This window comes from Psychrobacter sp. T6-6, assembly GCF_052258185.1.
Taxonomy (GTDB): Bacteria; Pseudomonadota; Gammaproteobacteria; order Pseudomonadales; family Moraxellaceae; genus Psychrobacter.
Window position 1 is genome coordinate 1 of record NZ_JBQQEX010000016.1, and the last position, 14,553, is coordinate 14,553.

The 14,553-nt window shown below is 39.8% G+C and carries 11 protein-coding genes and 1 pseudogene; 9 read left to right on the top strand and 3 right to left on the bottom strand.

Going from position 1 to position 14,553, the window contains the following annotated elements; translation table 11 throughout:
- From ACTXGL_RS13840 to ACTXGL_RS13850, 3 genes are all read left to right on the top strand, one after another.
- Positions 1–276, top strand: a 276-nt coding sequence (locus tag ACTXGL_RS13840) for a copper resistance protein B (protein ID WP_443527273.1), incomplete at its 5' end; no start/stop codon positions are given.
- Between the two features lie 27 nt (positions 277–303).
- A complete protein-coding gene (locus ACTXGL_RS13845; RefSeq protein WP_443527274.1) occupies positions 304–789 on the top strand; it encodes a DUF305 domain-containing protein in 486 nt (161 codons plus the stop codon).
- A 59-nt stretch (positions 790–848) separates the two neighbouring features.
- A complete protein-coding gene (locus tag ACTXGL_RS13850; RefSeq protein ID WP_443527275.1) occupies positions 849–1,598 on the top strand; it encodes a MauE/DoxX family redox-associated membrane protein in 750 nt (249 codons plus the stop codon).
- A gap of 58 nt (positions 1,599–1,656) precedes the next feature.
- On the opposite strand, the gene ACTXGL_RS13855 is transcribed toward ACTXGL_RS13850, so the two are convergent.
- The 3 genes from ACTXGL_RS13855 to ACTXGL_RS13865 are packed head-to-tail and all read right to left on the bottom strand — an operon-like array spanning position 1,657 to position 7,959.
- The gene (locus ACTXGL_RS13855) at positions 1,657–4,986 is read right to left on the bottom strand and encodes a tyrosine-type recombinase/integrase (protein WP_443527276.1); all 3,330 of its coding nucleotides are present in this window, start codon (positions 4,984–4,986) and stop codon (positions 1,657–1,659) included.
- A complete protein-coding gene (locus ACTXGL_RS13860) occupies positions 4,973–7,459 on the bottom strand; it encodes a site-specific integrase (RefSeq protein ID WP_443527277.1) in 2,487 nt (828 codons plus the stop codon). Before ACTXGL_RS13860 ends, ACTXGL_RS13855 begins: the two co-directional genes overlap by 14 nt.
- Entirely contained in the window at positions 7,456–7,959 is a 504-nt protein-coding gene (locus ACTXGL_RS13865) for a hypothetical protein (protein WP_443527278.1), read from the bottom strand. The genes ACTXGL_RS13860 and ACTXGL_RS13865 overlap by 4 nt, the downstream gene beginning before the upstream one ends.
- Positions 7,960–8,651: 692 nt before the next feature.
- Between ACTXGL_RS13865 and ACTXGL_RS13870 the strand changes: the two are divergent.
- The 6 genes and pseudogenes from ACTXGL_RS13870 to ACTXGL_RS13895 form a co-directional block, all read left to right on the top strand.
- A pseudogene (locus tag ACTXGL_RS13870) lies at positions 8,652–8,810 on the top strand (alanine racemase); the annotation flags it as partial.
- 17 nt (positions 8,811–8,827) lie between these two features.
- Positions 8,828–9,649: a pyrroline-5-carboxylate reductase gene (gene proC / locus ACTXGL_RS13875; protein ID WP_443527279.1), complete on the top strand. Its 822-nt coding sequence runs from the start codon at positions 8,828–8,830 to the stop codon at positions 9,647–9,649.
- Positions 9,650–9,994: 345 nt separating this feature from the next.
- A complete protein-coding gene (locus ACTXGL_RS13880) occupies positions 9,995–11,530 on the top strand; it encodes a type I restriction-modification system subunit M (RefSeq protein WP_443527280.1) in 1,536 nt (511 codons plus the stop codon).
- Positions 11,520–12,749, top strand: coding sequence for a restriction endonuclease subunit S (locus tag ACTXGL_RS13885; RefSeq protein WP_443527281.1), 1,230 nt, complete (start codon positions 11,520–11,522; stop codon positions 12,747–12,749). The genes ACTXGL_RS13880 and ACTXGL_RS13885 overlap by 11 nt, the downstream gene beginning before the upstream one ends.
- Complete coding sequence (locus ACTXGL_RS13890) at positions 12,739–13,785, top strand: hypothetical protein (RefSeq protein ID WP_443527282.1); 1,047 nt, start codon at positions 12,739–12,741, stop codon at positions 13,783–13,785. Before ACTXGL_RS13885 ends, ACTXGL_RS13890 begins: the two co-directional genes overlap by 11 nt.
- Before the next feature lie 66 nt (positions 13,786–13,851).
- Entirely contained in the window at positions 13,852–14,532 is a 681-nt protein-coding gene (locus ACTXGL_RS13895; protein WP_427609273.1) for a hypothetical protein, read from the top strand.
- Positions 14,533–14,553 lie beyond the last annotated feature (21 nt).

The window sequence follows — 14,553 nt, forward strand, 5'->3', positions numbered from 1 at the left end:
GAGTATGAATGGCGTTTGGATCAGCATTGGGTAGTCATACCAGAAGTAGAACTAAGTGCATTTAGTAAAGATGACCACGATGATGGCATTACCAAAGGCTTTAATGAGATGGAAACTGAGGTCAGGTTGACTTACGAGATGTTCAGTCGCCAGCTAGCCCCTTATGTGGGTGTTAGTTATGAGACAGCGCTTGGCAAGGCTCGTGGTCAACGACGTCAAGAAGATGAATCGGTTGATAGCAGTAGTTTGACTGCAGGGGTTAAAATCTGGTTCTGATATTATTAAAATAATAGGGGATATACTATGAATGCTTCAAATCAAAACAACATGAATCATCAACAGGGCATGAACCCGTATGCAAAGTTCACCCTGATGATCGTGACGTCTACGATTGTGATGTACATCATGATGTATTTCAATACTTATGAATGGGATCATATCTATTTTAGTGAAACCAGAGCTTATATGGCGCTATACATGGGTGCCGGTATGGCAGTCGTCATGTTGGCATTTATGACCACTATGTATAAGAAGACCAAGATTAACTTGATGATTTACGGTCTGAGCGTATTGATGTTTGCTGTCGGCATTTGGGGCGTGAGGTCGCAAGCAACGGTTAATCAAGTTGATTGGATGCAAGCCATGATACCGCATCACTCGATTGCCATTCTCACCAGTAGTCGTGCTGATATTGAAGATCCGCGTGTACAACAGCTTGCTGACGATATTATAAAAGCACAAGAGCGTGAAATCGCTGAGATGCAAGCGCTCATTCAAGAGCTTGAATGAAGCATAAAGGGTTTAAAAGGTAGGATTTAGAGGTTAGAAATTAGGTAGGAGTGTGTATTATGAAAACAGCCGTGGTTTATCGTATGGTCAAACCTGATCATGTTTGTCCATTTGGTTTAAAAGCACTCGATCTTTTAGAGCGTCATAGTTATCAGATCGAAGACAAGCATTTGACTAATGATACTGAAACTCAAGCGCTTAAAGATAAGTTTAATGTCAAAACTACACCACAGATTTTTATCGATGGCGAGCGCATAGGCGGGTATGACGATCTGCAAGCGTTTTTTGGCAAAGAGGTTTCTCAGAGTACTGAGGTCAGCTATACGCCAGTGATCGCAATATTCGCAACTACAGCACTCGCTAGTATTGCACTGACTTGGAGGTTTAGCAGCACATTATTTTCGGTACAAACTATCATCTGGTTTGTTGCCTTATCTATGATTGTACTCGCTATTCAAAAGTTGCAAGATTTAGAGAGTTTTACCAATCAATTTTTGGGATATGATTTGTTAGCACGTAAGGTGGTCCGTTACGCCTACGTTTATCCTTTCGCCGAGGCGTTTGTCGGTATCGCAATGTTGGCTAGTATTGCATGGCTTAATGTCATAGCGGCTATCGTGGCTATATTTATAGGTGGTATCAATGGCCTCTCAGTGTTTAAGGCCGTCTATATAGACAAGCGTGAGCTGAAATGTGCCTGTGTTGGTGGTAACTCAAATGTACCGCTTGGTTTTGTATCTTTGACCGAAAACATTATGATGGTCGGTATGGGAATATATATGCTGATTAGATTTTCAGGCGCATCATAGTTCTTACGGTGATTAAGCTTGGGCCTGACTCTAAAAATCTGTGAATAATTTAGAAAAATCAACTCACAATAGATAGTTTCTCATCTGTGATTAGCATCATATGCACAAAAAACCGTAGTAGCGGTGAGTATTGCCACTTGTTAGTCCGTTCCCTATGGTCTTGACTAGCAATACCGATATGGAGAGCATTTTTCGACTCATTAGATTGCTGCTTAATGTCTTGATAGTCAGTAGATGACATAGTTTTCATCAACAAATCTTCGTTGCTACTCACCAGCCAACGCTTCAAAGGCAGTAGTTTTTCAGCAATATCAATGAAACGCTGCAACTCCTTCTCATTTTCTTTTCTAAATGGTAGGTATGCTCGGCTATTAGACAGTCTTTCACGACATATCTCAATAAACCAAATCCAGTCAGCCCCTGAATTTTCTCGTAGACGATAGGCACTACTTAACAAAAACGATAGCAACCTTAAATCACTTTGGTATTGAATGTTCAGTGGACTCAGTACAGGGGTGTTTGAATCTGATAGCTTAACAAAGCGAGGTTTGCTGCGTTTGGTAGTGATGTTGGCAACCTCGCTCGCACGTTCTATTAGAACCTTTGCATCGTGAATAGAAATATTTGCCAACTGGGCTGCTTTACTTAAAGGCATCTTTTTATCATAGGTCTGTAGTAGCAGTTGTACTCGGTTTAGACCATAACGACCAAACAGCTCATTATTGGCTTGCGTATTGGTACTCAAGAGAAAATGTTTATCACAGCTCTCGATCGTAAATTTCGGTGACTTGCGTTTGCCCTCTACGATATTTTTAAATAACAGCGTACGAATACTAGGTATGCTGACGCTACTATTATGGACAGTCGCATTATTCTCCTTAAGCTTTTTATTCGTAAAACCTGTTACGTTATACAGCGTCCGCTCTAGCAATGTTATATCTGCTTTACTAAGCGCGTAGGTCGCCATCAACGTGGCAAAATGGTTGTAATACTCAAAGCTACGCTCAGGCGATAAGTGCCCCATAATACCTGATAGAGCGTACCAGCGATCTTGTGCATCGATATGCTCGCCGAGTAGGCCTTCCTTTATACGCAGTATGTCGCTTTCATCATAATCGGTGAGGGCTTCTACGAGATCTGAATGTCCTACTAGCACCAGAGATAGGTTACTCACTGCCGTATGCCTAAACCCATGAAAGGTATGCTCTGTAACATTATCATCTACCGAAATGTCTTTTAAGACTCGTTTGAGTAATTGTAAAGGAACATGGTCATCAATAGGACGTTGATCCGATGATAAGGTAAAGATAAATTTGTTTGAACTATCACCCATATTACTCTGCACAAAGTTAATAAAAAAATTCAGCTCATCAGGTTTGAGGAGGGCAAATAAGGGAACGCGGCGAATACTACTTTGAGTCTTGGTTGGACGATAGCTATTCGGCCTTATTACCACTGAGGGGGTAGCTGCCTTTAGACCTTCGATATCATTATACTTAAGCCCCAACAGCTCTTTTTTGCGCATCCCAGTACGATAGACTAAGATAAATAAAAGTGCGAACATCTCTCGCTCCAATATATCTACAGAACCCAGTATCTGTATGATAATGGCTTGGTACGCTTGCGGTGATATCAGCTCTGCACGTACACGCCGACCATTTTTGGTATGTTGGAAGTTCACGGAGGGTAGGTTGTATTTGCTCTTAGCAAAGTTGTGCATACTCTTCAATAAATTGGCAGAATATACAATGTCAGTATTATTACGTACGACAGCTTTATACTCTAAAATATCTTCATAGAGCTCTTCAAACTCTTCCTCTGACCAAATATCAAGCGGCTGCGCTGTTGTGAAATATAACCATTCATAGCCTATAGTTCTAATATATTTCAAAATAGTCACGTTGTTCGGTGGTCCTTCTCGGCTTAGCAGACTTAATACCCAATCTAATAAAATCTTTTCACTTAAGTCATCGTATTGTTTATAACGTTTTTGTACTCTTTCGATAAGGGTAGGTGGCTTTTTACTGGTTTTTTGATTTTTCTGTTTTTCATCCATTTTGAAGTCTTTAGTGAGATTTACAATCAAATCAGACTTTCTAACCTCTATATTTTTGGTAGAAATGTCAGTCTTTTCTTTTTGATTAGTAGAGTTTTTGCTGATAGACAGCGTTAAAATATGTTCTAGATTATAAGGTTCATTTGTATGTTGATATTTCTGATTCAGAAACCGATCAAAGTTCTGAGTACTCAGTCCTGCAGTGTTATGCATACCTCGCAGCACTCCAACTGAAGCATGATCAATATCAGAGCCATCGAGACCCTCCCAGTAATAACTGGCGTAACGTAAAAACTTTGAAAAGGGAAGTGGCTTAATACCCAAAGGCTTGATCACGTCAGACAAAACCATGGTCAAGTATTGTTTGATCTTATCTTCTGACAGCTTGGTAATGATATGTGTGGTCTCTGCTTGACTGCTGTTTCTATGGTAATGCATCAGCCAACACTGACTGACCATATCTACAACAATTTGCTTGGTGTTATAAAGCTGGTCACTTTCTTCTTCGCGCTCGTTACCAAAGCGCTTTTGCACAAAACGCGGCGAGACCATTATCCTGTCTTTGATGAATGGCTGATACTCTTTTGCAAGCAATGAGGTAAGCCACCCTTCAAGCATTTGAACCTCATTGATACCGCCATATACAATTCCTGAGAATATCAGCCAACCTATAATCTGATCTTGGCTGTAATCGGCTGTTTGCTCCCAATTATGCTCTACTGCGCGAACAATTTTGACCAGTACCTTACCGTTTTTAACCCAGCTTTTATTAGTAACTAATGGGTTGAACTTTATGGGCTGCGGCGCGATTATCTTGGGATAGTGATGCTCAGCAAGCATGTAACACTGATTTTGATAATCGATAAACTGACTAACGGTTTGCCATGCTTGTTTTAGTGTTTTGGTAGTTTTATAGGCTTGAGAAATTTTATTCTGAACAATCGCTTGAAACTTATCGAACCCTTCGCCCGATAAAGGCTTTCGCTTATTAGTAAAATTACGCTGAAACTGACCTAGCATTTGACTTTCTGGCAACCATAACTCATCAGTAAAACTTACAGGCCTCGGCATAGCTAAAAAGGTGCGATTATCTGGCCAAAGCATTTGCTTGTAATGTTTATTAAAAGATTGGGTGAACCTAACGTTGCCAGGATGTTTTTTGAGTAGGAGTTCCCACTGGGTCTGTAAATCGGCAAGTAGCTGTATCTCACGTATCCTTGCCGTGTCACCGCTTCTAAGTATGGAAGGGTATGGTACATAGCGCTTTTTTCTACCATCAAATTTTGCTAAACCATCAATAATTTTTGGCAGATGGATATTATCTATTAGCATGATCTACCCCTATATGTCTTCTCTGTATACGACTGAGTTTAGAATAGCTTTTTATTTCTATAAGGTTTAACCCTAAATGCTCAGCCATCTGCTCAAATATAGGTGCAACACGTCTGATATCTGCTTTACTACTTGATGAGAAACGTCCCAATACTTCTTGACGAGCTTTTTCATGACCAATAATGGTGTTGATGAGTGGAAGCTGAACGCCACGTTTCTCAAGCTGAGTACGTACGAAATGACGTGTCCAATAAGGGTTGGCATCAATAATATCTTTTGTCATATGATAAGCATCGCCACGCTTGATATCTTTTAGATTATTTACACTTGCAGATAAGAGCTTCAACAGTGCTTCATCGTTACCTAAGCCGATATTCTTGATAGTCTCACTGATTTTTTGATTTGATGGATGTCTAGTTTTATAGTCACTCAAATAGTCTCTATATTCTATTAGAAGGCGTACAACAGTAGGGCATAATGGAATTAGCCGATCAGTTTGCACTTTTTTAACGGGTTTATCATTGATAACAAGCCAGCCCATATCGAGATCGATATCGCACATTTTTCCAAGACCGTTATTTGGTCGCACGCCGGTTAAAAGGCAAAATACAAACCATACAAAGATACTGGTTCTATTAAAGTGCTTTTCATCGTTTGAACTTTGATCGGTCCAGTACCTCATCTCATTCAAGATGTCGCAAACTGTTTCAATCTTCAGCGCAAACGCTGAGCCCACCATATATTTGTGCCAAGGGGTGATATAAGTTAAGTCAAAGTCACTATGACTATTAAATACGCTCAGTGCTGATTTATAGTGTGTAAGAACTTCCTCACTGGTATGGCTGCTATAGTACATTGCTGGAGCGTGAGGCGCGGCCGTGCGGCAAATAATATCGGCGATATGTGCATGGCAATTTGGCGTATAGCGAGAGAGTACGACGTGTAATGCCGTTTCTATTCGATTGATTGAAAGGTAAGACAGACCAAGACTACTACGTAAGTCAGCGAGATAAGCTATAAAGTCCGCTTTCACAGGCAATTTGCAAGCAATCAGGTTATCAATTAGCCATAAAGGTAGTGGGATTTTGATGTCATCAGAGTGGTTTTCGTAATCTTGCTTCGTTAATGTCTGACTAACAGAGCGTTTAGTAATACCAAGGCTGTGTTTGATGTAAGCTCTTTTATCGTAGATACCAAAAATACTAGGATGACCGATATAACCTGATATGAGTAACGATTTAACTGGGAGACCAGTCAGCATTGAGAGCAATAGAATACCAGCGCAGACTTTATTCGTTTCTGCTTCTGGTAAAGATTTGGCATCTTGGTGTAGAGCGGCAAATAGCGATTGGTAACCGACAAGAGGGAGTAGTCGTGTATTAGAATTGAGCGCAAGATTGCGCTGGGACATATAGTTTTGCTGCAGTGACAAATCAATAGTTTGTAGTGGTATAGACTGTTGTATGAGAGGGTCAGGATAGTTGTCGTAGCTAATATATGGTGCTTCATTGTGATCGACATACTCTTCGAAACTCGTCGTTAACCCTGCGTGAGTTTCGGTATGGGCGTCCAAAAACTCCAGATCTACAGCAGTAGTATTATGCTCGATATCATCCGGTGTACTGCTCCAGTTATTATCGCTATGTGTACTACCCCAGTTATGAGTCAATGTATTGGAACCAGCCAGATATATCAGAGTATCATCGGATAATTTTATAGGCTTGATACTGTTGTTTTTTGGTGGTTTTTTACGCTTAGGTTTTGTTACCTGTAAATTGTATGCGTGCTGGTAGGCAATCGTTATTTTATCTATTTGGCCAAGCTTAGCCTTTGCTATAGATTCTTCGTTTTTCGCTTTGACTGAGTCACTAATAGGGTTGTTAGTTAATACTTCAAGCTCACTTTTTTTCTGCTCTAATAGATTATTGAGAAGGGTAGATATGTACTCCACACTTATGATCATCTGAGACAAGTCGGGTAGTTCACGCCAAATCCACGTTCGTCTTATAGAGCTTGAAAACTGAGCCTGCTTAAACTGCATTAATATATTATCAGTGTGCTTTTTTATACCATTCGGCATCAGCAGTACGCTGGTGTGCATTGCTATAGCTAGCCAAATCAGATTTCTTCTTAGAAAATCATGGGGGACTCTGTTTATAGGGTTCTGCATGAGAATGAGTAGCTGCATCATCAGCGGCTTTTGTGCCAGTGCTGATTTGCTAGTCTCCATATAGCGGCGAGCCACTGGTTCCTTCTGTAATATCTGTACGATACGCTCGAACAAATTTTGAACAGAGTCATCCGGATATACATAGCTATCATTTACGGCAATAACAATGGCAGATATGGCAGCTAAAACTTCTTCTGGATATGTAAATGTCTCATCATCGTTAAGTGTATTAACAATATCTGTCATTGCTTGAGTGCTAAGACACTCTAGCTGTTTATCAATACTTTCAGTATTTTCCATCATAAAGCACTCTCAGGACGTCTATGATAGGTTTGCTCATTGATGTTTATGAGTTGACAAAATGTAGTGATGGGAAAGGTATTCTTGTTGAATAAGTCTTGATTGATACTCGCAGTTAAAATCTCATTTAAGCAACTATAGATAAGTTTTATATCTAAGTTCTTTTTATACCGTGCGATGATGTCAACCAATTCATAAAAAGGTATGCCAAACACCAACTGATCTTCACTTATACTACCTATACTCACATCCTTTCTGGCTGTTTTCTGATCTATTTTAAACGGTTTTAAGAAGTGGAGTTCGAAATTATTGACCATCGACCATACTGTCTTTTCTTTAATAAATAATGTAGGTCTGAAGAAGACTCGGTTCTGCTCCATTTCTATATTATGGCTACTCATTGAAGGTCGAATATGATTAACGTAAATATCGAACAAACTAACGATATCTGGATGTATCGTCACTGTGTTTTTTTGAAGCTTAGCTATTGATATCCTATCCATATCTTCCTCAATTATTCAGTGTCTTGTAAATGAACTACTCTTTACATATACCTTTCAAATGACCTCCACTAATACTTTACGAGGACCAACTAATAATTGAAAGCCAATTTATGAGGTTTTAAGTCAAACACTTGAATTAAGCGACAGCTGATGACGCCTTGCTGCGCTCTGAGCTTTTGTAGACAAAACTGATGACAACTCTGTTAATAGACCGAAAATCTCAATGTTAAGAATCTAAAAGGTGCTTATGATGAGATAAGAAAGCTAGGAGGTTTTACTAAACTGGTAAGAAAAGTGTGTTATGTGGCTTTGAGACAACATGTATCTTTGATTTTTGTGATGCTATTTGCCAGCTATCAAGTGATAGTGCGTGCTATTCATTAGTACTTATTGATAGAGCTTTATCGAAAAGAGCAGTTGTAGCTAAGACGTATGGTAAACGTCCATAGATACAGCACGAACGAAATATGACTAATACAACTGCTATAACAATGTGATGTGCAAACACCGATGGGTTAGCCACTGTTTAAATACAGTTATATATAAAATGATACATTATGTATCGAGTTAAAACCTAACAGAGATATAAACGAATATCAACTATTAAACTTAACAGTCATTAGAGAGTCTCAGTGGTTTACTCTGAAAAAGAAGACGGTACTATACTGAAGCGATCGTAGAGACAAATTCAGTCTTTTGAGCAATTACAAACTTGCTTTGATAAACTAAAGGCCCAATATCCTCATGTAGATACGTTGTCGATGGGTATGAGTGGAGATATTGAAGCTGCCATCAGTGCAGGTTCGACCATGGTGAGGATCGGCACAGAAATTTTTGGAACGCGAACTTAAAAGGTAATAACAGGTATATGTCAGATAAAAAAATCGCATTCATAGGCACAGGCAACATGAGCTATGCCATTATTGGTGGCATGGTAAAAAACGGTTTTAATGCAAACAACATCATTGCTACAAACCGCAACCAAGAAAAGCTTGCAAAGGTAGCAGACGATTTTAAGGTAAAAACCACCAGTGACAATAACGAAGCCCTACGCGATGCTGATGTTATTGTATTATCTGTTAAGCCTCAAATGATGGGCGATTTATGTAAATCGTTTCAAGAGTCAGGCGTAGATTTTAGTGATAAATTATTTATATCGGTTGCCGCAGGTTTAACCGTTGAGCGTTTACGTGAAATGCTCGGCCAAGACGTTAAGATGGTACGTTGCATGCCAAACACACCATCGCTACTAGGGCGTGGCGTGTCAGGTTTATTTGGTGCAAACGAAACAGCCGATGAACACGAGTTTGTACAACAAGTCTTTGAATGTACTGGTATTGCTGTATGGGTTGAGCAAGAGTCGCAAATAAACGATATTATTGCTGTGACTGGCTCATCGCCAGCTTACTTTTTCTTATTTATGGAAGCCATTGAAGAAAAAGCGAAAGCACTTGGTTTTAACGATGAAGATGCCCGTCGCTTAGTACAACAAACAGCACTTGGCGCTACCGAAATGGCACTTAGCCAGCCTGATATTAGTATTTCGCAATTACGCTCAAACGTAACAACTAAAGGCGGTCCTACTCACGAAGCTGTTGAGCACTTAAAAGATGAAGGCTTAACTAAAACCGTTGGCGATGCTATGGATGCGTGTATTGCACGTGCGGAGCAAATGGAAAAAGAACTTTAAAATTATACTGTATGCATCAGATAATGCTTCTTATAAACAGAATTTAGTCTGGTTATTATTAAATAACACTTTCTAGAGTCTTCTCAGTATTTGATATTTAGACGGTGAAATATCGTCATGAATGTCGAATAAATAAAAGTAGCTTATGTCATCGCGTAAAGGGTCACTGATAGCTAACCATTTCGTAGATAGAGTATTAGAGTTAATGCCTAGTATTTTCAGTGCCGCCGCTTTGATAAAGTCTAATAATTAAAAGCCCATCATTTTAAGATATCGACTATATACCCTTATATCATTACCTCACTATAACAACCAGCAATTTTCCAGCGCGTTAAGGAATAATAAATGCCTGCCAGTACCACTAATAATATTAGCAAAATCAATCAAGACGACATCAATAAAGCAGTATGGAATGCCTGTGACACGTTTCGCGGGGTCATCAGCGCCGATACCTATAAAGACTTTATCTTAACCATGCTGTTCCTAAAGTACCTATCTGATGTATATCGCGATGAGTACAACAAACTGGTTGAGCAGTTTGGCGACAACCCTGAGCTGATCCACGCGATGATGTCCAAGCAGCGTTTTGTGTTGCCTGAAGGCGCAAGCTTCTGGGACTTGTACGAGCAGCGTCATCAGCCGGGTAATGGTCAACGTATTGACGAGGCGCTACACGCTATCGAAGAAGCCAACGGCACCAAGCTCAAAAACGTCTTCCAAGACATTAGCTTCAACACTGATAAACTTGGTCAAGAAAAGCAAAAGAATGAGCTACTACGCCATTTGTTAGAAGATTTTGGCAAAGACATCCTTAATTTAAGCGCTGAGCGTGTCGGTAGCTTGGACGTAATTGGTAATGCTTACGAGTATTTGATCAAGCATTTTGCTGCCAGTAGTGGGGCGACAGCTGGTGAGTTCTATACACCGCCTGAAGTATCGAATTTGTTAGCGACTATCCTTGAGCCTGTCGAAGGCGATGAAATCTGTGATCCAGCCTGTGGTTCAGGGTCGCTCCTCATTAAATGTGGGGCGATGGTACGCAAAAACTCAAATTCTAAGAAGTATGCGCTATACGGTCAAGAAGCCATTGGCTCGACATGGGCACTGGCCAAGATGAATATGTTCCTCCACGGTGAGGACAACCACCGTATCGAGTGGGGCGATACCATCCGTAATCCGCTGCTACTCGATAAGGACGGCAAGCACTTATTACAGTTCGATGTGGTGACCGCCAATCCGCCGTTTTCACTGGATAAATGGGGTCATGAAGATGCCAGTAGCGATCCCTATGGTCGCTTCCATCGCGGTGTACCGCCCAAGACTAAGGGCGACTATGCGTTTATCAGTCATATGATCGAAACGCTTAAACCAAGCACTGGTCGCATGGGTGTGGTCGTGCCACATGGCGTGCTGTTCCGTGCGTCAAGTGAAGGTAAAATCCGTCAACAACTTATTGAAGAAAACTTACTTGATACGGTGATTGGCTTGCCAGAAAAACTGTTCTTTGGGACGGGTATTCCAGCGGCTATTTTGCTGTTTAAGAAGAACAAAAATGATGACACGGTGTTATTTATCGATGCCAGCAATGAGTTTAAATCAGGTAAGAACCAAAACCAGCTGACTGAAGACAATATTGCTAAAGTCATTGAGACCTATAAAGCGCGGGAAAGCGTCGATAAATACGCGTATCTAGCCACCTTTGATGAAATTAAAGAAAACGACTTTAACCTAAACATTCCGCGCTATGTCGATACCTTTGAGGAAGAGGCAGAGATTGATCTGGACGCGGTACGTGCTGAGCGTCTTGAGTTAAAAGCTGAATTGGATACGCTAGAAGCTGAGATGGCAGGGTTTTTAAAGGAGTTGGGTTATGGTGCCTAAGGGATGGGAGCGTAAGCCTATAAAGGAACTTTGCGAGTCTATAATTGATTGTGTTAATAAAACTGCCAAGCATGTGGACTATATAACTCCTTATAAGATGATAAGGACTACTAATGTTCGGCACGGTAAAGTTGATACAGAAAATGTGCGCTATGTAGATGAAGACGTTTATCAACAGTGGATTCGTAGAGGTGCGCCACAAGACGGAGATATTATCTTTACCCGTGAAGCACCTGTTGGTGAGGCTGGCATATTAGAAAATAGCGGAGGGATTTTTTTAGGTCAACGTACAATGATGTATAGAGTAAATCCTAAAGTCGCTAACAACAGGTTTGTTTTCTACTCATTAATGAGTGGGTATTGCCAAAAGCAAATAGAAGATCTCAGCAATGGTGGAACAGTTGCTCATATGAGGGTTCCAGACTGTGGAGAAATAATAATAAACTCTCCACCTTTCCCAGAACAACAAAAAATCGCCAAAATTCTATCCACGTGGGATAAAGCGATTGGCGCGACTGAGCGTTTGATTGAGAATAGTACCCAGCAGAAAAAAGCGTTGATGCAGCAATTGCTGACGGGTAAAAAGCGTTTGCTTGATGAGTCGGGGAAAAGGTTTGAGAGTGAATGGAAGGAAAGAGCAGTTTCAAGCTTGGGCAAGATTTATTCAGGAGGTACGCCTAGTACATCCAATACTGAATATTGGGATGGTGATATAAACTGGATTACACCCACTGATATTACCAAACAAGATAGTCGTTATATAAACTCTAGTCTAAGAAAAATCACGCTAGAAGGGCTAAAAAATAGCTCAGCTAAACTAGTGCCAGCAGGTTCGTTGCTTATTTGTACCCGTGCAACAATTGGTGCAATGGCAATTACTTCTCATGAGATGTGTACGAACCAAGGCTTTAAAAATATCGTTCCTAATAGCAAAACCAATATTGAGTTTGTGTATTACCTCCTAACGTATAACAAACACAGAATGATAAGCAAAGCGAGTGGCTCAACCTTCTTAGAGCTTTCAAAAACTTCATTCGAAAGTATGAAATTTAGAATGCCACCTCTCAAAGAACAACAAAAAATCGCCACCGTGTTAACCAATGCTGATAAAGAGATTGAACTGCTTGAGCAGCAATTGGCTGATTTACAGCAAGAGAAGAAGGCGCTCATGCAGGTGTTGTTGACGGGTAAGAAAAGGGTGGTGGTTGATGAATGCTAAAAATACAGGAAAAGTATCGCCTTCGATTATCTCGGAAAGCTTAGAAAAATCTATGTATTTAGGACTGAATGGTATTCCATTAGAAACCATGCCAACTGATCATACTAACTTCCTGTTCCATAATCCCACAGGTTATTGGTCATTTCCAAATCAAACCATTATTAATTCTCTAGAGTCTCAGTATTTACTGCTATATGAGCTAGTCGTAACAAAGTTGTGGGGTAGTTCTCAAGCGTATGTGGATGCAGAAGGCTCAATTAATGCGGATTGGAAAGATATGCTTACTGATACAGGTCTTAACGCTGAAAGTACACTAAGTAAAAGCGACTTTGACAAAATATTAGGAAAGATAACTGATGCCGATGATAAGAAATTTTTACATAAATATCTTTATACCATAGATGTTTTTAGCTTAATTTCTAATATTCAAGAATTATCCAAAGAACTAATTTATTTGAGCGGGGATTTTTATTACATTCTAAACTTTGAATCAGAGTTTTCAGGCTTACCTAATAGCAATAAGCAGAATTTTAGGACTACCAAGTCTCCCGTAGCTAATAAGCTAATTGGTTTAATGGCATTGATTTACATAAGACTTCATAGCTTGCTAGATTATTATACGAAGCTTGCATACGAGATTGAGAAAATCAAAACTAGCTTTGAGAAATATCCTAAATTAGCATCAAATAATAAACTTTACAGTGATAAGAAAAAGCTTAAGATTAACGAAAGCATAGGAACTCTTTTTGAAAAGGATGCTTTTATTAATGCGATAGAGTCTTATCGCAACGAGTTAATTCACAACAGTTTATTAGATGATACTCCAAGAATATATGAAAAATATGAAAATTATGAGTTAGTTGAGCGATATATTCTTCTGCCTGACACAGATAAAAACGGTAGGATAGAAGGTTATGTTAATCGAAAGTTCTTTTATTCTCAGGAAGTGAAGTTTAATCTAATTTTACCAGACATACTTCGAACTTTCCAAGCAAGACAGCTTAAAACTTTAGAGGTATTATCGCAAAGTGCGTAGCCGTAGGGAACGTTTCATAAACCTATAAATCACTATAGAAAACTGATTATAAGAAGATATAGCCTCATGTTGAAAAAAGCTTTAGTGCTATTTTCCATACTACCTGTGACGGCGATGGCTGCTCCTGTAATGGAAGGTGTCTATGTTAGCGGTACGAATAAACGAATACATCTAAGCAGTTTTGAATATGAGGGCGCTAAACACTACGAGCTGTTTCTCGCCAATATGATTGGCGACTCTAGCTTTGTCACTGCTAGTAAAGCCAAGCCCATTCAAGACAATAGCACTGTTGTTTTTACGGTACCGGAGAGTGGTTATCTAGACTATCAGTCTAACTTAGGTTGCCAAGTTGAAGCGAGATTTTCACCCAATGAAATTCAGTTAAAGAACTTAAGCAATTGCACTTCTACTGAAAGGGCATTTAATGGCTCTTACGTCTATTCCCAGCAATCCAGTGTTGTTCCTAAAAAGTACCAAGGCGCTTGGGGAGACTGCGATCTCCCTAAAAAAATTCGTGAGCCAGCATTTTTGAGTGCAAATAGAGGCTCTTCAAATGGTGTTCAACGATTCGACGTTATCAAAGTAGACCCCATATCTTCAACCGAATTGAATGTCATGGGTGCCTTTTATTATGAAGCAGATCCTGTCGTATCCACGATAAATTATAAATATCTACCAGATAAAAGTGTACGCATTAAAGCTGATTGGAACGATGCTTCATTAACTTATAAAAAGTGTCGTGACTAGTTTCACACTTATTACGCAATA

Coding starts and splice junctions, on each gene's coding strand:
- ACTXGL_RS13885 (WP_443527281.1), top strand. CDS start 11,520: ATGGTGCCTAAGGGATGGGAGCGTAAGCCTATAAAGGAACTTTGCGAG.
- ACTXGL_RS13850 (WP_443527275.1), top strand. CDS start 849: ATGAAAACAGCCGTGGTTTATCGTATGGTCAAACCTGATCATGTTTGT.
- ACTXGL_RS13890 (WP_443527282.1), top strand. CDS start 12,739: ATGAATGCTAAAAATACAGGAAAAGTATCGCCTTCGATTATCTCGGAA.
- ACTXGL_RS13855 (WP_443527276.1), bottom strand. CDS start 4,986: ATGCTAATAGATAATATCCATCTGCCAAAAATTATTGATGGTTTAGCA.
- ACTXGL_RS13865 (WP_443527278.1), bottom strand. CDS start 7,959: ATGGATAGGATATCAATAGCTAAGCTTCAAAAAAACACAGTGACGATA.
- ACTXGL_RS13860 (WP_443527277.1), bottom strand. CDS start 7,459: ATGATGGAAAATACTGAAAGTATTGATAAACAGCTAGAGTGTCTTAGC.
- ACTXGL_RS13880 (WP_443527280.1), top strand. CDS start 9,995: ATGCCTGCCAGTACCACTAATAATATTAGCAAAATCAATCAAGACGAC.
- ACTXGL_RS13895 (WP_427609273.1), top strand. CDS start 13,852: ATGTTGAAAAAAGCTTTAGTGCTATTTTCCATACTACCTGTGACGGCG.
- proC (WP_443527279.1), top strand. CDS start 8,828: ATGTCAGATAAAAAAATCGCATTCATAGGCACAGGCAACATGAGCTAT.
- ACTXGL_RS13845 (WP_443527274.1), top strand. CDS start 304: ATGAATGCTTCAAATCAAAACAACATGAATCATCAACAGGGCATGAAC.